Source organism: Cupriavidus oxalaticus (assembly GCF_004768545.1).
Classification (GTDB): domain Bacteria; phylum Pseudomonadota; class Gammaproteobacteria; order Burkholderiales; family Burkholderiaceae; genus Cupriavidus; species Cupriavidus oxalaticus_A.
Map to the genome: position 1 here is coordinate 1,463,851 of NZ_CP038634.1, position 18,712 is coordinate 1,482,562.

At 67.4% G+C, this 18,712-nt stretch carries 16 protein-coding genes; 12 read left to right on the forward strand and 4 right to left on the reverse strand.

Annotation, left to right across the window (positions count from 1 at the left end):
* The first annotated feature begins 12 nt into the window (after positions 1 to 12).
* The 10 genes from tssB to eutC all read left to right on the forward strand — a co-directional run bounded on the left by tssB (position 13) and on the right by eutC (position 13,405).
* Positions 13 to 546 (forward strand): type VI secretion system contractile sheath small subunit, encoded by a 534-nt coding sequence (tssB, locus tag E0W60_RS06500; RefSeq protein WP_135703411.1) that lies wholly within the window; start codon positions 13 to 15, stop codon positions 544 to 546.
* Positions 547 to 595: 49 nt separating this feature from the next.
* Entirely contained in the window at positions 596 to 2,101 is a 1,506-nt protein-coding gene (gene tssC / locus E0W60_RS06505) for a type VI secretion system contractile sheath large subunit (RefSeq protein ID WP_135703412.1), read from the forward strand.
* A 96-nt stretch (positions 2,102 to 2,197) separates the two neighbouring features.
* Positions 2,198 to 2,683: an Hcp family type VI secretion system effector gene (locus E0W60_RS06510; protein WP_135703413.1), complete on the forward strand. Its 486-nt coding sequence runs from the start codon at positions 2,198 to 2,200 to the stop codon at positions 2,681 to 2,683.
* A 149-nt stretch (positions 2,684 to 2,832) separates the two neighbouring features.
* Entirely contained in the window at positions 2,833 to 3,321 is a 489-nt protein-coding gene (tssJ, locus tag E0W60_RS06515; protein ID WP_135703991.1) for a type VI secretion system lipoprotein TssJ, read from the forward strand.
* Between the two features lie 3 nt (positions 3,322 to 3,324).
* Entirely contained in the window at positions 3,325 to 4,668 is a 1,344-nt protein-coding gene (gene tssK, locus E0W60_RS06520) for a type VI secretion system baseplate subunit TssK (RefSeq protein ID WP_133097096.1), read from the forward strand.
* Positions 4,668 to 5,960 (forward strand): type VI secretion system protein TssL, long form, encoded by a 1,293-nt coding sequence (gene tssL / locus E0W60_RS06525; protein ID WP_240745753.1) that lies wholly within the window; start codon positions 4,668 to 4,670, stop codon positions 5,958 to 5,960. Before tssK ends, tssL begins: the two co-directional genes overlap by 1 nt.
* A 15-nt stretch (positions 5,961 to 5,975) precedes the next feature.
* The gene (gene tssM, locus E0W60_RS06530) at positions 5,976 to 9,854 is read left to right on the forward strand and encodes a type VI secretion system membrane subunit TssM (RefSeq protein WP_135703414.1); all 3,879 of its coding nucleotides are present in this window, start codon (positions 5,976 to 5,978) and stop codon (positions 9,852 to 9,854) included.
* Positions 9,851 to 11,029, forward strand: coding sequence for a DotU family type IV/VI secretion system protein (locus tag E0W60_RS06535; protein ID WP_167884559.1), 1,179 nt, complete (start codon positions 9,851 to 9,853; stop codon positions 11,027 to 11,029). The genes tssM and E0W60_RS06535 overlap by 4 nt, the downstream gene beginning before the upstream one ends.
* Positions 11,030 to 11,151: 122 nt before the next feature.
* Positions 11,152 to 12,534, forward strand: a complete 1,383-nt coding sequence (locus E0W60_RS06540) for an ethanolamine ammonia-lyase subunit EutB (RefSeq protein ID WP_133097093.1) — start codon at positions 11,152 to 11,154, stop codon at positions 12,532 to 12,534.
* 31 nt (positions 12,535 to 12,565) lie between these two features.
* On the forward strand, positions 12,566 to 13,405 hold the full coding sequence (gene eutC / locus E0W60_RS06545; RefSeq protein WP_135703416.1) for an ethanolamine ammonia-lyase subunit EutC: 840 nt from the start codon (positions 12,566 to 12,568) through the stop codon (positions 13,403 to 13,405).
* 61 nt (positions 13,406 to 13,466) lie between these two features.
* On the opposite strand, the gene E0W60_RS06550 is transcribed toward eutC, so the two are convergent.
* Positions 13,467 to 13,940: an aminoacyl-tRNA deacylase gene (locus tag E0W60_RS06550; RefSeq protein WP_133097091.1), complete on the reverse strand. Its 474-nt coding sequence runs from the start codon at positions 13,938 to 13,940 to the stop codon at positions 13,467 to 13,469.
* A gap of 98 nt (positions 13,941 to 14,038) precedes the next feature.
* Positions 14,039 to 14,962 carry a LysR family transcriptional regulator gene (locus E0W60_RS06555; protein WP_133097090.1) on the reverse strand — a complete coding sequence of 308 codons (924 nt, stop codon included), beginning with the start codon at positions 14,960 to 14,962 and terminating at the stop codon, positions 14,039 to 14,041.
* A gap of 262 nt (positions 14,963 to 15,224) precedes the next feature.
* On the opposite strand from E0W60_RS06555, the gene E0W60_RS06560 reads away from it, so the two are divergent.
* Complete coding sequence (locus tag E0W60_RS06560) at positions 15,225 to 15,560, forward strand: hypothetical protein (protein WP_133097089.1); 336 nt, start codon at positions 15,225 to 15,227, stop codon at positions 15,558 to 15,560.
* 41 nt (positions 15,561 to 15,601) lie between these two features.
* Here the strand turns inward: E0W60_RS06560 and fumC are convergent, their stop codons facing one another.
* Complete coding sequence (gene fumC, locus E0W60_RS06565) at positions 15,602 to 17,008, reverse strand: class II fumarate hydratase (protein ID WP_135703417.1); 1,407 nt, start codon at positions 17,006 to 17,008, stop codon at positions 15,602 to 15,604.
* A 240-nt stretch (positions 17,009 to 17,248) separates the two neighbouring features.
* A complete protein-coding gene (locus E0W60_RS06570; protein ID WP_133097087.1) occupies positions 17,249 to 17,599 on the reverse strand; it encodes a four-helix bundle copper-binding protein in 351 nt (116 codons plus the stop codon).
* Positions 17,600 to 18,068: 469 nt separating this feature from the next.
* On the opposite strand from E0W60_RS06570, the gene E0W60_RS06575 reads away from it, so the two are divergent.
* Positions 18,069 to 18,455 (forward strand): hypothetical protein, encoded by a 387-nt coding sequence (locus E0W60_RS06575; RefSeq protein WP_133097086.1) that lies wholly within the window; start codon positions 18,069 to 18,071, stop codon positions 18,453 to 18,455.
* The last annotated feature ends 257 nt before the right edge of the window (positions 18,456 to 18,712 follow it).

The following is an 18,712-nucleotide window of genomic DNA, read 5'->3' on the forward strand; positions in this document are numbered from 1 at the left end:
TTGAGGAGAGCCATGTCCGTTGTGAACAGTTCGCAGAAATTTATCGCGCGCAATCGCACGCCGCGCGTCCAGATCGAGTACGACGTCGAAGTCTATGGCTCGGAGAAGCGCATCGAGCTGCCGTTCGTGATGGGCGTCCTGGCGGACCTCACGGGCAAGCCCGCCGAGCCGCTGCCGCCGGTGGCCGACCGCAAGTTCCTGGAAGTCGATGTCGACAATTTCGACGAGCGCATGAAGGCGATGCAGCCGCGCGTGGCGTTTGCCGTGCATAACACGCTGTCGGGCCAGGGCCAGCTGCTGGTCGACATGACCTTCGAGAGCATCGAAGACTTCTCGCCGGCCGCCGTGGCCGGCAAGGTCGACGCGCTCAGAAAGCTGCTCGAAGCCCGCACGCAGCTTGCCAACCTGCAGACCTATATGGACGGCAAGTCGGGCGCCGAAGCGCTGATCAACCGGCTGCTCCAGGATCCCGCGCTGCTGCAATCGCTTGCCTGCACACCCCGGACACAGGCCAGCGAAGACAAGGGCGAAGCCGAGCCCTCGTGAATCGGCCGGCTGCTTGCCTACCTGAACCATTTCATCGAGCAAGGAATCCATGGCTTCCGCCCACCAAACGCAGACCCAAGCCGCAGCGGCCGCTGAGCATGCCGCCGACCACGCTGACTTTGCCGCGCTGATCAGCCGCGAGTTTTCACCCAAGACGGAGCAGGCGCGCGAGGCCGTCGACCTCGCCGTCAGGACGCTGGCCGAGCAGGCGCTCGCCAGCGCCTGCACCCTGAGCGACGATGCCTACAAGAGCATCGAGGCCATCATTGCCGCCATCGACAAGAAGCTGTCCGAGCAGATCAACCTGATCCTGCACCACGCGGATTTCCAGAAGCTGGAGTCTGCGTGGCGCGGCCTGCATCACCTGGTCGCCAACACCGAAACCGACGACAAGCTGCGCATTCGCGTGATGGACGTTTCCAAGGAAGAGCTGCGCCGCACGCTGCGCCGCTACAAGGGCATCGGCTGGGATCAGAGCCCGTTCTTCAAGCGCATCTACGAGGAGGAATATGGGCAGCTCGGTGGCGAGCCCTATGGCTGCCTGGTGGCCGACTACTACTTCGACCACACGCCGCCGGACGTGGAACTGCTTGGTTCGATCGCCAAGATCTCGGCGGCGGCCCATGCTCCGTTTATCGCCGGCGCCTCGCCGTCGGTGCTGCAGATGGATTCGTGGCAGGAGCTGGCCAATCCACGCGACCTGTCCAAGATCTTCCAGAACCTGGAGTACGCGCCATGGAATGGCCTGCGCAGCTCGGAAGACGCGCGCTACGTGGGCCTGGCCATGCCGCGCTTCCTGGCGCGGCTGCCGTATGGCATCCATACCAATCCCGTTGATGCTTTCGACTTCGAGGAAGACACCGACGGCGCCGATCATCGCAAGTATGTCTGGAGCAACGCGGCCTACGCGATGGCGGTCAATGTCAACCGCTCCTTCAAGCTCTACGGCTGGTGCACGCTGATCCGCGGCGTCGAGAGCGGCGGCGTGGTGGAGAACCTGCCCTGCCATGCCTTCCCGACGGATGACGGCGGCATCGACACGAAATGCCCGACCGAGATTGCGATCTCGGACCGCCGCGAAGCCGAGCTGTCCAGGAATGGATTCATCTCGCTGGTGCATCGCAAGAACACCGACTACGCGGCCTTTATCGGCGCCCAGTCGCTGCAGAAGCCTGCGGAATACTACGACGCCGATGCAACCGCCAACGCCAATCTCTCTGCCCGGCTGCCGTACCTGTTTGCCTGCTCGCGCTTCGCCCATTACCTGAAGTGCATCGTGCGCGACAAGATCGGCGCGTTCAAGGAGCGCGAGGACATGCAGCGCTGGCTCAACGAATGGATCATGAACTACGTCGATGCCGACCCGGCCAACTCCTCGCAGGAGACCAAGGCCAGGCGCCCGCTGGCGGCCGCTGAAGTGCTGGTGGAAGAAATCGATGGCAATCCCGGCTACTACAGCGCCAAGTTCTTCCTTCGCCCGCACTTCCAGCTGGAAGGCCTGACGGTCTCGCTGCGGCTGGTGGCGCGGCTGCCATCGGTCAAGGACGCCGCATAGCCCACGTCGGGGCATTGATCCGGGCCGGAAATGCCCACGGCAAGGCCTGCCGTGGCCCTTGTCCGCAGTTTCTGACTTACGTAAAGGAGTGACGCTATGGCGCAGGACACCTTCCTGAAGATCAACGGCATCGATGGCGAATCGCAGGATTCGTCCCACAAGAACGAGATCGAGTTGCTCGCGTGGGACTGGACCATCGAGCAGCAGTCGACCATGCACGCCGGCAGTGGCGGCGGCGCCGGCAAGGCGACGGTGTCGGACCTGAGCTTCGAGCACTACATCGACCGCGCTTCGCCCAACCTGATGAAGTACTGCCTGACGGGCAAGCACATCAATGAAGCGGTGCTGGTGGTGCGCAAGGCCGGCGGCAACCCGCTCGAGTACCTGAAGCTCACCATGACCGATGTGATTGTCACCAAGGTCAGCCCGAGGGGGTCGGTGGACGATGAAGTCCGCATGCGCGAGCAGGTGGCGCTGTCGTTCTCCCGGGTCAAGCAGGAGTACGTGGTGCAGAACGCCCAGGGCGGCAGCGGCGGCGCCGTGACGGCGGGATACGACATCAAGGGCAACAAGGAGGCTTGACCCGCACCCCGGCGTGGGGCCCTGCCGCGAACCCTGATAAAGGGGATCGGCAGGGCCTCCGCCTGGCACGCGAGGCGGTTGCGGCATGACGCCCGAAGGCCAGACGCTTATTCGTGCGGTACAAGGAGATTGCAGTGAGCCTACGCATCATGGCGGCATCGGCTGCCGCATTGCTGTGCGCCTGCTCGGCGCCGCAGCCGGACGCCTCCCGGGAACAGATCAAGCTCGCGCTGGCTGTCGATGCCAGGCCGACCGTCAACCCGGACGAACAGGATCGCGCTGCACCCGTCCTGGTTCGCGTCTACGAACTCAAGACGGAAGCGGCGTTCAGCAGCGCTGACTACTTCTCGCTCGATCAGAACGACAGCACCGTCCTGACCCAGGACCTGCTGGCCCGCGATGCGTTCGTGCTGCGCCCCGGGGAATCCCGATCGATCGAGCGCAAGCTCAATCCCCAAACCACAGCGCTGGGCTTCCTGGTCGGATACCGCGACCTGGGCAAGGCGACCTGGCGCACGGTCTACCCATTGCCGCCTGCACCGGAAGCGGCGTGGTACCGCGCCGTCGTGCCTGCGCGCAAGGTCAGGCTGCAGGTCGTGCTCGACCAGCAAACCATTACCGTTATAAAACCCGACTGATTCATGAGCTGGTACAACAAGGTTGTCTGGAGCGAAGGGTTGTTCCTGCGCCCGCAGCTGTTTCAGCAGCAGGAGCGCTATCTGGAGCATTTCGCGCATAAACGCGCCGCGGCGCTGAGCGCATTCTTCTGGGGCTTTTCACACCTGGCCATCGACACCGAGGCGCTGGCGCTCGGCAAGCTGGTGGTTTCCGGCGCCGCCGGCATCCTGCAGGATGGCACGCCGTTCGACGCGCCCGCCCATGCGCGGTTGCCCGCCCCGCTGGCATTGCGCCATGAGCACCTGAACCAGCGCATCTGCCTGTCGGCACCGATTCGCACGCCCAATACGGAAGAGACCACATTCGACAACGCCGCGGACTCGTTGGCGCGGTACCACAGCTTCGAAGAGGAACTGCTGGATGCCAACTCGATCGGGCAGGGGCCGAAGCTGGTGCAGCTGGCCGACTTGCGGCTGCGCCTGCTGCCGGAGAAGGAGCTGACCGAATCCTGGATCGGACTGCCGCTTGCCAGGGTGGCCGAGATCCGCGCCGATGGCAGCGCCACGCTCGATCCGGCGCTGATCCCGCCGGTCAACGTGTACACGGCCAGCGCCTTGCTGACGGCGTGGCTGGGCGAACTCCACGGCCTGCTGCGCCTGCGTGCCAGTGCGATGGCCGAACGGCTTGCCGCGGCCAGCACCCGCGGCGGAGATGCCGCCGAGGTGTCGGAGTACCTCATCCTCCAGCTGCTGAACCGGCATGAGCCGGTGCTGACGCATATGCTCGAGGCCAAGGCAGCCTCGCCGGAGGATCTCTATGTCATGCTGACCGCGCTGGCCGGCGAGCTGTCTACCTTTGTCCGCACCGCTACCCGGCGTCCGCTGCCGTTTGGCGCCTATCGCCACGACGAGCCGCACACCTGCCTGAAGCCGGTGGTCGATGACCTGCGCTTCCTGCTCAACGTGGTGCTGGAGCGCAGTGCGCAGCGCATCGAGCTGCGCGACCAGTCCCACGGCATCCGGCTTGCGGTGCTGGAGCCGAGCGAGTTCTCGCGCTTCCATACCTTTGTGCTGGCCGTTGGCGCGCAGATGCCGCCCGACGTGCTGCAGCGGCAATTCCCGGCCCAGGCCAAGGCGGGGCCTTCGGAGCGCCTTGCCGAACTGATCCGCTCGCACCTTCCCGGCATCCCGCTGCGGCCGCTGCCCGTGCCGCCGCGTCAGATTCCGTTCAACGCCGGGCAGGTCTACTTCGAGTTGTCCCAGGACCATCCGCTGTGGGAGCAGGTCCAGCGCTACGGCGGCCTCGCGTTGCATGTGGCCGGCCATTTTCCGGAAATTCGTCTCGAGTTGTGGGGAGTGCGCAGCTGATGGAAGACGCAGTCGAACACACCGGCGAGACCATGCCGCCGTCCGCCATCGCGGACGCTGTCAGCGGGGCCGACGCGACATCCGCGGACACCACCGCGCCAGGACGTTCCGCATGGCGCTGGAACACACCCGAAACGCTGGAGCAGCGTGCCGCGCGCATTGCGGCCAGCGCCAATCCCCTGCTTGCCGCGGCGCAACCGCTGCTGCGCACGCTGGCCGACATGCCGGCGGAGCTGCCCGGTGATGGTGCGGCGCAAGCGCTCAAGCAGATGCTGATGCAGGAGATCTTGCGGTTCCAGGCGGTCTGCGAGCGCGCCAACCTGCGCCGCGAGCATGTGCTCGCCGCACGCTACACGCTCTGCACCGCGCTTGACGAGGCCGCCAACGCGACCCGCTGGGGCGAAGCCGGCGACTGGGCGACGCAGAGCCTGCTGATCCAGTGCCACCAGGAGGGAGACGGCGGCGAGAAAGTGTTCCAGCTGCTGGGCCGGCTGGTGGCCTCGCCGCAAGAGCACATGCACGTCATCGAGCTGGTCTACCAGGTGTTGTCACTGGGCTTTCGCGGCCGCTACGGCAAGCGGTCCGAAGGACCGCGCGAACTCGACGCGATCCGCCAGCAACTGTTGAACCTGATCGCCGGCGCGCGCGAAAGCGTGCCGCGCGAGCTGTCTCCGCACTGGCGCGGCGCGGCGCCCGGCAAGCTGCGGCTGCTGCGTTCGGTGCCGGTGTGGGTCACGGCCTGCGTGTTGTCGCTCGGCATTGCGGCATTGTTCGGCTGGTACAAGTACCAGCTGCTCGCCGGCACCGATGCGCTGGCGCGGCAGATCGTCGCCATCGGCCACGCCGCGCCGCCGGATCCGCCGAAGGCAATGCGGCTGGCGGCGCTGCTGCGGGCGGAGATCGCCCGCGGCGTCGTGAGCGTCAGCGAAGACGACAAGCGCAGCACGGTCACGTTCCGCGGCGACGACATGTTCGCCGCCGGCCAGGTGGATGTCGGCAGCAAGGTCCTGCCGGTGCTCGACAAGGTGGCCGCAGAGATCAGCAAGGTCGCCGGACAGGTCAACGTCATCGGCCATACCGACAACGTTCCGATCAGGACCGCACGCTTTCCTTCCAACCAGGTGTTGTCCGAAGAGCGCGCGGCCGTCGTCGCCGAATACCTCGCCGGCAAGGGCGTTGCCAAGGGAAGGCTGGCGGCGGTGGGCAAGGGCGATAGCGAGCCGCTGGCGGGCAATGCGTCGCCCGCCGCGCGCGCCCAGAACCGCCGTGTGGAAATCGTGGTGATGCATTGAGAGAGAGAGTGCGGTATGGAATTCCTGAAACGTTGCCTGGCCGTGCTGTTCTCGCGTCAGATGCTGGTGTACGTGGCGCTGGCGCTAGCCGCGGCCGCGATCTGGTTTATCGGTCCGCTGCTCGCGTTCAATGGTTTGCGGCCGTTGGCGGGGATCGGCATGCGGATGGCCGCCATCGTGCTGCTGCTGGCGCTGGCATTGTTGCTGGTGCTGCGCTGGTCGGTGGCGGTGATCGGGATCGCCGTGCTTTGCCTGGCAATCTGGCATGCCGGGCCGCTGCTTGCTGTCGGCGCAGCGCATCCGCTCGCTTCGGACGTCGTGCGGGTCGTCGTCATTGCCGTGCTTGTCTTTTTGCTCGCGGCCTATGAAGTGTTCCGTTTCCTGCGCCGCTCGCGGGCGAACGATTCGTTGCTGCAGAAGCTGCTGAACCCTGGCGGCAAGCGTCCGGAAGCCATTGCCACGGACGAGCTCGCCATTGTGGAAGAGGCTGTGCGGAAGGCGCTGAGGCAGCTCAAGGGGATGCGCAGCGGTGGCGGGATCGGTCGCGTCCTGGAAGGCAGGCGCTACCTGTACGAACTGCCGTGGTACATGGTGGTCGGCGTAGAGGGAGCGGGCAAGACCACCGCCCTGCTCAATGCCGGTTTGCAGTTCCCGTTGCCGGAGCAGATGAGCGCCGCCGCGCTGGCCGGCAAGGATCGAGGCACCCGGACTGCAAGCTGGTGGCTTTCGAACGAGGCCGTGCTGATCGACACGGCCGGCCGCTATACCAGCCATGGCCAGAATCCAAAGATCGACCAGGCCGAGTGGACCGGGTTCCTCACGATGCTGCGCAGGCATCGCAGCCGGGCGCCGATCAATGGCGCGGTGCTTGCCATCAGCGCCGAGGACCTGCTGACGCAGTCGCCCGAAGTGCGCGTGCGCCAGGCGACCAGCCTGCGCGCCCGGCTGGCCGACCTGCGCACGGATCTCGGCATCCGCTTCCCGGTCTATGTGATCGTCACCAAGCTCGACCAGCTGGCGGGCTTCGGCGCGTACTTCCGGTACCTGAGCAGCGAAGGCCGCGCGCAGCCGTGGGGCTTTACTTTCCCGCATGACGACCGCAAGGCCAGGCGCTCCGATGCGCCCGACGCCTTCGCGCAACGCTGCCGCACCGAGATGGCGCTGCTGGTCGACCGGCTGCAGGCGGGACTCGATGCGCGGCTGTATGAAGAGTACGACCCGCAGCGCCGCAAGGACCTGTTCGCGCTGCCGCAAGAGTTTGCCGGCCTGGCCGGGCCGGTCGTCGCCATGCTGGCGCAGGTGTTCCTCGATTCCCGCTTTGACGATACCGAGAGCACCCACATGCTGCGCGGCGTGTACTTCACCAGTGCGGCCCAGACGTCGTCAACGGTGGTGGCGGACCATGAAACCGTGCTCAGGCGCCTGGAGCGCAACCATGCCGACACCACGGAAACTGCGGAGCAGGCCTTCCCTGCCACGGCCGAATCCGTTGCCGATTCCGCGGCGGCGCAAGCGACGGGCCATCGCAGCTATTTCCTGCAGGACGTCTTCAAGCGCGTGATCGTGCCCGAAGCGCATCTGGTGAAACCGAACCTGCGCTGGGAATTCCGCTTCCGCCTGCTGCGGCTGCTCGGCCACACGCTGGCCGTGGTGATCTTCCTGTGGCTGGCCGGTGCGCTCTATGCCAGCGATGGCCACAACCGCGCCTACCTGCAGTCGGTGCGGCAGAAGGCCGGTGCGCTGGCCGCTACCGTCGCCGCCTTCTACAAGGCGCCGCAGCCCGGCACAATGCCCGAGGTGCTGTCGGCCGCGCGCGACCTGCCTGCCTATGCCGGCCTGGCGCCGGCCGTTCCGCCGCTGGCATGGCGCTACGGCCTCTACAGCGTGCCACCGGTCCTCGATGCCTCGATCCGGACCCACGTCAGGCTGCAGGACAACTTGCTGGTGCCATACCTGGTGCGCCGGGTCGAATCGGTGCTCGAAAGCGCGGTGGCCGCGCGCGATGCCAGGCAGACCTACGACACGCTGCGCGTCTACCTGATGCTGCACGAGAAGAACAGGTTCAGCGCGCCGGAGGTGCGGGCATGGGTCCAGAGCGATTGGGCCACCGGCAACGGCGCGGCCGCCTTTGGCGGCAGGGTCGCCGTGCTGGAACACCTGAATGGGCTGCTGGACGGCGGCCGGCCGGTGCAATCCCCCTATGCCAGGAACGAAGCTCTGATCCGCTCGGCGCGGGATTTCCTTGATGGCAACACTTCGATCGAGCGGCTCTACGACCGTGCCAAGGCGGCCATGCTGGAAGCCGCGCCGCAGGACTTCACGCTGGTCCGGGCGGTCGGGCCGCAGGCCGGAACGGTCTTTACGCGGGCCAGCGGCGAGCCGCTGGAGCGGGGCATTCCCGGGCTCTTTACCTATGCCGGCTATCACGATCTCTTCAACGCGCGCTTGCCCGAGTTTGTCGGCAAGGCGCAGGCGGTCGACGCCTGGGTGATGGGCCGCACGGGCCACGACGGCGCTCAAAAAAAAACGCTTGAGGCCGCAGCGGGCAAGCCGGGCGATAACGATCCGCTGACGCGCGAGATCCGCCGCCTGTACCTGGAGGAGTATGCTCGCCGCTGGATCGCGTTCCTTGGCGACATACGCACGGTGACCGGCGACAACCTTGCCTTTGACCTGGAGATCCTGCGCAATTTCGCCGCGCCGGACTCGCCGCTGGCCCGGCTCGGCCGCGCCGCGGTGCAGGAGACCACGCTCTCCACGCTCCCCCGGCCGCTCGCGCCGCAGGACCCGTCGCTGGCGCAGAAGGCGCTGTCCGTACTCGACAAGACATCCGGACCAGTACAGGTGTTGAATGCGCGCGCCGAAGCGCGCCAGGAGCGCGAACTGGTCGACAACCGCTTTGCCGCGCTGCGCGAGGTCGTGACCGGACAGGCCGATGCCGCCGCGCCAGACGCGCTGGCAACGGGCGCCAAGCCGCGGCTGGAGGCGATTGCCGGCATGGTCAACGCCTACTACACCACCCTGGTGGTAGCCAACAACGCCTTGAATACCCGCAACCTGCCGCCGCCGGCGGACACCGGCGCGCAGCTGCGCATGGAAGCGGCCAAGCTGCCCGCGCCGTTCGCTGCGGTGCTGGCCGACCTGGTGGTGCAGGGTACGCGCGATGTCAACAAGGGCATCGGCGAGATCCTGGTGGCGCAGATGGATGCCATGATCGGCGAAAGCTGCCGCAGCGCCATCGAGGGCAAGTACCCTTTCGCCCCCGCGGCGGCACCGGATGTCGATCCGGAAGACTTCGCGCGGATCTTTGCCGCCGGCGGCGTGCTCGACGACTTTTTCGAGAAAGTGCTGGCGCCGCACGTCGATACCACCATCTCTCCCTGGCGCTACAAGCTGACCGCGCCGGACGTGCCGCCGGTGGCCGGGCCGAGCCTGGTGCCGTTCCAGCGCGCACGGGACATCCGCGAGGTGTTTTTGCGCGATCCGGGCGCGAAGAGGCTGGCGTGGAAGGTCGACCTGAAGGTCGTCGGGCTCGATCCCGAGATCGTCGAGCTGAACCTGGACTTCGACGGACAAGGGCAGCGCTACGTGCATGGCCCGGTGGTGCCGCTGAAGATCACCTGGCCCGGTCCGCGCGGCGGCCAGGGCGCACAGATCAGCGCCAGCCCGCGCATCCGCCCGGAGACTTCGACGCTGGCCGCAAGCGGCCCATGGGCACTGATGCGGATCGTGGCAAGGGGAAAGCTGGCCGGATCGGCCAGCGCCAGCCATTTCATGGCGGAGTACGACTTCGACGGCCGCAAGGCGCGGCTGGATATCAACACCGGCAGCCTGGCCAATCCGTGGACCACGGGCTTGCTGCAAGGCTTCGAATGCCCGGGGCGTTCGGGATGATGACGCACGCCGCGATGGGTAATGGCAACCACCTGCTGCGGCTGGCGCAGCCGGTGATCTGGGTGCTCGATGAACTGACGCCGGAACTCGATTCCGCGGCGCGCCTGGAGACGCTGCAGGAAGCCGCGCACACGCGCCTGGCCAACTTCCGGCAGGCCTGTCGCGCGGCGGCGTTGCCGGCGGAGGATGTGGAGGCGGTCCACTATTGCCTGTGCGCGGCGCTGGACCAGGCGGGCCGCCGCGTGCAGGGACGCTCCGGTGCCTGCCGTGGCGCCTGGCTGCAGCGCGGCCTGCTTGCGGCGCACTACGGCGAGGCGGAGCGCGGCAGCCGCTGCCGCGCACTGGTCGCCAGGCTGCAGCAGCGAGCCGGCGCCCATGCTGATGCGCTTGAAGTCGTTGCATGCCTGGTCGCACGCGGGCTCACGGATGAGTACGGGCGGCCACCGGCAGAACTGGTGCCGCGGATCCGGCCGGCGACACGCGAGATCATGGCGCTGAGACCGGCATCGCCATGTGAAGCGCAGCCCGAAGCGCCGCCGCGGGTGCCGATGGCCGGCGCCCGGCCGCTGCTTGCCGTCGCCGCATTGGCCTTCCTAGTCGCTGCCGTCGTCGTGGCGGTCCAGGCGACGCGCCAGAACGCCGCGACCGAAGCGCTTGCACTACGGGTGGAACGGCTGGCACAAGCCGCTTACCCACCCGCTTACCCGTCCGTTTCCCCGTCCGTTTCCCCGTCGGCAGACACCCTGGAGCGGGACATCGAACAGGCCTTCGCCGGGCAACTCGCCAGCGCAGCCATCCATGCCGATGTGCGCAGCGGCCGCCTGCACATCGTCTTCCAACACGGCCTGTCGTTTCCGCCCGGGCAGGCGCAACTGCCACCGGCGCTGGCCGAGCAACTCGACAAGCTGGCCGACCTGCTCGACGGCCGGGCCGACTGGATCACGGTGGTCGGGCATGCCGACGATTCTCCGGTGGCCCCGGGCGGTTATCGGTCCAACCAGGCGCTGTCGCAAGCGCGCGCGCAAGAGGTGGCCGGCTACCTGCAGGCGCGTGGCCTGGCAGCGGTGCGGGTCGACACCATCGGGCGGGGCGCCGCGCAGCCCGTGGCAGACAACCGGACCGCCGGGGGCCGGATGCTGAACCGCCGGATAGAAGTCTTTGCCAGCGTTCGCTAGGCGCCAGCCGGCATGGGAATTGCTCCGCTTTTCGTATCGCCGCGCCAGCCAGGTGCCGCAACGGTGACTATATTAGGGGCATCGGCCCCCGCATTGGCCCCGGCATCGGAACCGCATTCCCCATGGCATATACCCACACCATCGGCAGTCAGCGCCATGTCTTCGACAGCTTGCGCACGCTGCTGGCCAAGGCCAGCCCGGCGCGCTCCGGCGATGCGCTCGCCGGCATCGCCGCCGCCAGCGAGCAGGAGCGTATGGCCGCGCGCCTGGCGCTGGCCGACGTGCCGCTGACGCAATTCCTCAATGAGGCGCTGGTGCCGTATGAGGCGGACGAAATCACGCGGTTGATCGTCGACCGGCATGACGCTTGCGCTTTTGCCGCGATCGGTGCCACGACCGTCGGCGACCTGCGCGACTGGCTGCTGCGGCACGAGACCGACAGCGCCACGCTGGCGCGCGTCGCGCCGGGCATCACCCCCGAGATCGCGGCCGCGGTCAGCAAGCTGATGCGCAACCAGGACCTGGTAGCGGTGGCGCGCAAATGCCAGGTGGTGACGCGCTTTCGCAATACCGTCGGACTGCCGGGGCGGCTGGCGGTGCGGCTGCAGCCGAACCATCCTACCGACGACCCCAAGGGCATTGCCGCTTCCGTCATCGACGGCCTGCTGTACGGCTGCGGCGACGCCACCATCGGCATCAACCCGGCCTCGGACAACCTGGGCGCCATTGTTTCGCTGCTGCATATGCTCGATGCGCTGCGCAGCCGCTTCGATATCCCGACGCAGTCGTGCGTGCTGACCCACGTCACCAACACGCTGCGCGCGATCGCGCAGGGCGCGCCGGTCGACCTGGTGTTCCAGTCGGTGGCGGGCAGCGAACGCGCCAATACGGCCTTCGGCATCAGCCTGGCGCTGCTGGCCGAGGCCCACGACGCCGCCCAGGGCCTGGCGCGCGGCACCGTCGGCGACAACGTCATGTATTTCGAGACCGGGCAGGGCAGCGCGCTGTCGGCCAATGCTCACCATGGCGTCGACCAGCAGACCATGGAGGCGCGCGCCTACGCCGTGGCGCGCGCGTTCTCGCCGCTGCTGGTCAATACGGTGGTGGGCTTTATCGGGCCGGAATACCTGTACGACGGCAAGCAGATCATCCGCGCCGGGCTCGAGGACCACTTCTGCGGCAAGCTGATGGGCGTGCCGATGGGCTGCGACGTCTGTTACACCAACCATGCCGAGGCCGACCAGGACGACATGGACACGCTGCTGACGCTGTTCGGCGTGGCCGGCATCAACTTCATCATGGGCGTGCCCGGCGCCGACGACATCATGCTGAACTACCAGAGCACGTCGTTCCACGATGCGCTATACCTGCGCGAAGTGCTGGGCCTGCGCCCCGCGCCGGAATTCGAGCAATGGCTGCAGCGCATGGGCATCGCAGATGCCGCCGGCCGGTTGCTGGAGCCGTCCGAGCGCCAGCCGCTGCTGCAGATGGCGCACAGCCTGTAAGGCCGCCCCCGGCCATTCTTCACGACACGCCATGTCCGACCTTCCTTCGCGCCCCGCCAATACCGCCAATAGCGCCAATACCTCCGCTACGCACGACGCCGATCCATGGCAGCGCCTGCGCCAGTTCACGCGCGCGCGCATCGCATTGGGGCGCACCGGCCACAGCCAGACCACCGAGGCCGTGCTCGCGTTCGGCCTGGCCCATGCGCAGGCGCGCGATGCCGTGCATCTGCCGCTGGACGCCGATGCCATCGCCGGCGCACTGCGGCAGGCGGGATGCGACCACGTGGTCGTCCATAGCGCAGCGCCCGACCGCACCCATTACCTGCGGCGCCCGGACCTCGGCCGGGGCCTGGATGACGCGAGCAGGGAGCGCCTGGCGGCGGCGCGACCGCAGCAGGCGCCCGATGTCGTGTTCGTGATCGCCGACGGCCTTTCGGCGCTGGCAGCGCAATCCCATGCCATAGCGGTGCTGGAAGCAACGTGCCGGCTGCTGCCGCAGGAATGGCGTATCGGACCGGTGGTGGTGGCGGAGCAATCGCGCGTCGCGCTCGGTGACGATATCGGTGCCGTGCTTGGCGCGCGTCAGGTGGTGATGCTGATCGGCGAACGGCCCGGGCTGAGTTCGCCCGACAGCCTCGGCATCTACCTGACCTACGCCCCGCGGCCCGGCCGTACCGATGCCGAGCGCAACTGCATCTCCAATGTGCGGCCCGAAGGGTTGTCCTATGTGCAGGCCGCGCAACGGCTGGTGTTCCTGCTGCGCGGTGCCGCGGCACTCGGGCGCTCGGGCGTGGACCTGAAGGACGACAGCGAGCGCGCATTGGCCGGCGCGGCGCCGCCGGCAGCGGCATTGCGGGACCTCGAATGAATGAAAACGAAAACGGCCACCGCGGGCGGATCCGCGGTGGCCGCACCGTAACGTCGCCGCGCTACATCATGCGGCGCGAGAAGTGCCCCGGCGTGGCATCCGACATCAGGTCCATGAACTGGTCCCGTGTCATGTGCACCAGTTCCTGGTGGTCGCCGCCTTCGAAATACACCTCGGGCTGCTGCATCAGGCTGTCGTCCACATAGGTTTGCATGCCATACGCCATGGCGACCGGCGGAATCGCGCCAAGGTCGCAATCCTTGAAGATCTCGCGGATTTCATCCTCATGTGCGAGCACCAGGTCGCGGCCGGTCTGTTCGCAGATCGCAGCCAGCTGCAGGTGATGGCTCGAAGGGATCACGGCGGCGACATAGCCGCGCTCGTCCTCGAGCAACAGGGTCTTGGCCAGACGGTCTCCGGGAATGTGCGCCGCCTCGGCAGTGGCCATGCTGCTGAGGGTGTAGGGGTGGCGGATGATGTCGTACTGGGTATTCTTGCTGCTCAGGCAGTTTGCAAGCGTGCTAGACAGGGCCATGGTTGCTCCTCAGAACAGGGATACGCCTACGGTTATCCTTGTGTTCCTAATATAGTGCCTGGCGCCGTGCCCAACGGCTCCCGATCCGCCTTGCAGCGCTAGCGGTGCAGCCGCGGCCACACCGCCTGCAGCTCGGTTTTCAGGAAGTTCAGCAGGTAGCGCGTCGCCAGCGTCTGGTAGCGGTTTGGCATGGTCAGCATGTACAGCCGGCTGCCGAACACGCTGATGCGGTAATCCGGCAGCAGCTGCACCAGCCCGCCGCTCGCCAGTTCCTCGCCGATCGCGTAGATTGGCGTGATGCCGATGCCCAGGCCGGCCACCACTCCTTCCTTCAGGAAGCCGAAATTATCGGAACTGAGCGTCGGTTCCAGCACCACCTGGTCGCGGGCTTCCTGCGCTTCGCTGCCGGGCCGCGTTCCCGCGACCTTCAGCTTTTGCCCGACTGGCGAGGCGCAAACGATCGCATGCTGCTGCAGGTCTGCGAGTGACTGGGGCGCGGGATGGTTTGCCAGGTAGGCGGGCGAAGCGCAGATGACCCAGTCCACCGTGCCAATCTCGGTGGCGATGACCGAATCGGGCGGCGTGGAGATGATGCGCAGCGCCACGTCCACATCCTCGGACACCAGGTTGTGCACGCGGTTGTCGAACACGACATCGAGGGTGATGTCGGGATAGCGCTGCTTGAATTGCACCATCAGCGGCGACAGCAGCGTATGGCCGAGGCCGGTAGGGACCGAAAGCCGCACATGGCCCTGCAGGCTCTTGCCCATGTTGCTGATCAGCGCATTGGCGGCTGCCACCTCGCCGAGGATATTGCGCCCGTGCTCGTACAGCCCGGCCCCCACAGGCGTGGGCTCGACATGGCGGGTGGTCCGCCGCAGCAGCTGCACGCCCAGCTCTTCTTCCAGCGCCTTCAGCCGGTAGCTGACATTGGCGCGCGTCATCTTGAGCTTGCGCGCGGCCGCGCTCAGGTTGCCGGCGTCGACGATGTCGACGAACAGGCGCAAGGCGTTGAGGTCCATGGCTAGTAGGAAAGAGCTAGTAGGAAAGAAAAAGGGCCGGCCCCGTATATTGCCATGCTGGCGCGCGCACCTCGGCGCCGAGGTGCAGCATACGGCGAACGTATCATCAGGGTTTGGGGGATTGTCCAGCCGGCGAAACAGTGTGTGCCGCGTTTCGGCCGCCCGTGACGGCGTTTCAGGCTGGCCATCGCTTGCACCGAACGCGACTCTGGGCAATGATGCGATCCACACCGTCAACCGGCCCGACGCGCCCCCGTTTGCCATGCACCGCTTGATGCGCCGCTGGCTGTGCGTGCCTTTGTTCATTGCCGGCGCCAGTGCCTCTGCCCAGGACCTGGTCGAATGCAAGCGGATCGAGCATGACCAGCTGATTGCCGCCACCCAGGAAACGCTGCTGTTCCTGCGCTGCCGTGCGCGCCAGGTCGCCTACGAAGCGCCACGCCTCAAAGGCGTCTCGCAGCGCTTCAAGGATGACCTGATCTTCGCTTGCCTGGACCAGGCGGACGCGGTCGAGCACCAGTTGCGCGTACGCCATGGCTATTCGCGCGAAGCGCTGGCGCGCCAGCGCTGCAATCCGCTGGGCGGCACGCCCGGCTGAGCCGCGCGACCGCCATCAACACGCGCTCGCGTCGACGCGGCTCATACTTCGCGCGTCATGCCGGCCAGGTCGATCCACTCGCGGAACTGCTCCTCGGTCACATGTCCGGACGCGATCGCCGCTTCCCGCAGGGACAGGTTGCGCTGCACCGCCAGCTTGGCGATCTCGGCGGCCTTGTCGTAGCCGATATGCGGGTTGAGCGCCGTGACCGGCATCAGCGAGCGTTCCAGCAGCTCGGCAATGCGCTCGCGGTCGGCCTCGACGCCCTCGACCATATGCTCGGCAAAGCTCGACGCCGCCCCCGCCAGCAGGCTGACCGACTGCAGCAGGCTGTAGATGATCACCGGCTTGTACGCATTCAGCTCCAGCGTGCCCAGGCCGTTGGCCAGCGTCACCGTGGTGTGGTTGCCGATCACGCGGCAGCACACCATGGCCAGCGCCTCCGCCTGGGTCGGATTGACCTTGCCCGGCATGATCGACGAGCCCGGCTCGTTGGCCGGCAGGATCAGCTCGGCGAAGCCGGCGCGCGGCCCCGAGCCCAGCAGCATGAAATCGCGCGCGATCTTCAGGAATGACGAGGCGGTGGTGTTGAGCGCGCCCGACAGGTCGGCCAGCGCATCATGCGAGGCCTGCAGCGCGTAGCGGTTGGGCGCGGGCTCGAACGGCAGGCCGGTGTAATCGGCCAGCGCGCGCGCAAAGGCCACGGCAAAGCCGTGCGGCGCGTTCAGCCCGGTGCCGACCGCGGTGCCGCCCTGCGCCACCGGCATGGCGCGCAGCATGGCCTGCTGCAGCCGCGATTGCGCATCGGCGACTTGCGTCATGTAGCCCGAGAACTCCTGGCCCAGCGTGAGCGGCACAGCGTCCTGCAGGTGCGTGCGGCCGACCTTGACGATATCGGCGAAGGCTTCCACCTTGCGCGCAAAGGTCTGCTGCAGCTGCTCCAGCGCCGGCAGCAGCTGTTGCTGGATCGCGCGCGTCGCGGCGATGTGCATCGCGGTCGGGAAGCTGTCGTTGCTCGACTGGCTGGCATTGACGTGGTCGTTCGGGTGCACCGGCTTCTTGCTGCCGACTTCTCCGCCGAGCAGCTGGATCGCGCGGTTGGCGATGACCTCGTTGAGGTTCATGTTGGTCTGTGTGCCCGATCCCGTCTGCCAGACCGACAGCGGAAACTCCTGCGGCCAGCGGCCTTCGATCACTTCCGTGGCCGCCTGCTCGATGGCCTGTGCCAGCTCGGGCGGCAGTACGCCCAGCTCACGGTTGGCGCGGGCCGCGCACAGCTTCAGGACGGCAAAGGCCTCGACCAGCGCCGGCGGCATCTTCTCGTCGCCGATGCGGAAGTTCTGGCGCGAGCGTTCGGTCTGCGCGCCCCAGAGGTGGTCGGCGGGCACCGGGACATCGCCCAGGCTGTCTTTCTCGATGCGGGTGTCGCTGGCGGAAGGGCTGGACATGGACAGACTCCTCAAGGCAGGAGGCGGCGCTGCGGGCGCCGGCATTGCCGGATGGAAGGAACGTGGCAAGGAACGTGGGGAAGCGCGGGCGCCGGCAAGTCATGGCCGTCTGGAGCCAGGCCGCGCACCGCCCGTGCGAGCAGTCCGCCAGATTACGCCGCAGGCGCGCTGCGTGCGTTCAAGTCCATGCTGCCCGCCGGGGTAACCAGCATGCGGCCGACGCAGCGGGCGGGTGCGCGGCTACGCCGTCATCTTGAGGCACTGCTCCATGCAAACCGCACAGGCCCGCGCGCACTCCTGGCAGTGCTCGGCGTCATGGCGCTCGCATTCCTCCTTGCACCACTTGCAGACTTCGGCGCAGTCCTCGCAGACCAGCGGCGCGAACTCGCTGTTGCGCAGCATGTAGGAGGCGGCCAGCTGCGCGATGCCGGCAACATCCATGTCCAGCGCGATGCAGCGCGCCATCCTGTGCACGTCCTGCTCTTCCAGGCAGGCCCCGGCGCATTTCAGCGCGGCGGCGGCACAGGCGTTGCACGCGGCGATGCAGTCGGCGTAGCGGGCGGCGTTTTCCTGCACGGTGGGTCGGATCATCGAGCGTCCTCCTTCGGGGGTAGGTGGATGGAACCGTGAATGCCGGCGCGTGGCCGGCGGGCGCAGGGCACCGCGCCGCCCTGGCGGCGGCAAGCCGGTCCCATGGCATGCCCGCGGTGATGCGGGCGCCCCAAAGGCGCCGTCACGGGGCATCGTTATTCACAATAGCAGGCGAAAGTCGATCCTGCGGGCCCGGTACTTGCAGCGCCGCGCTGGTTACAATGCCGCCTGCGCCAGGCGTTCCGGAGGATAGGGCGCGGGTATCGTGCCCGGCACCCGGCGTGGTCGTCGGGCACCACCGTCCCCCCAACCGCATCTAACAGGAAGCCGCAGACAACATGACGCATTGCCGGGCTCCGGCCGGGCACGCGACAGGCCGCCAGTCGGCTACCCAACAACACACCGCACCGCGTGGCCACAGTGGCCGCGCCGGGGCAAGCACACCGGCAGCACGGGAAGGAAGGACATCATGGGCGAGGCAAAGAAACGGGGCACCCCCGAAGAGCGTGCGGCACAGGCGCGCGCGAAGATTGAGGCCCTGCGTCCGGCGCAGCTGGTCTGCGGGCACTGCAAGACTGCGTTCAAGCAGTTCGACACCCTCAACGTGCCGGGCCTGCCCGGCATCGACGCCGTGTTCGGCGGGGAATGCCCCGGCTGCGGCAACGATGTGGTGGTGTTCAAGGGCGCGCCGGAAGCCGTGGCGCAGGCCATGATCGCCTGGGAAAAGATGCTGGGCGCCGACGCCCAGCTTGGCTACCAGTCCAGCGACGGGCGCCATGTCCCGTTCGAGCCGGAAGGCAGCGGTGCGGCAACTGCCAACACCGTGCCTGGCAAGCCTGGCGGCACGCTGCATTGACGGGCCGCCGGCCCGGCACGGGCCTGCCACGGCCCGGCTGGTGGCTGAGTTCGCCGGCCAGGTCCGGCGGACCGATTTCATAGCGCCCGCGCCCGGCACCCTTGGCGCGGTACAGCAGCACGTCCGCGAGCCGCGTCAGCCCGCGGTCCTGCACCGGCCCGCCGTGGTAGAGCGCCACATCGGGCCAGCACCTTACACCCCTTCGGGTCACGCGCACGGGACTGTGCCTTGTGCATCCGTCGCGGTATAGTGCCGCG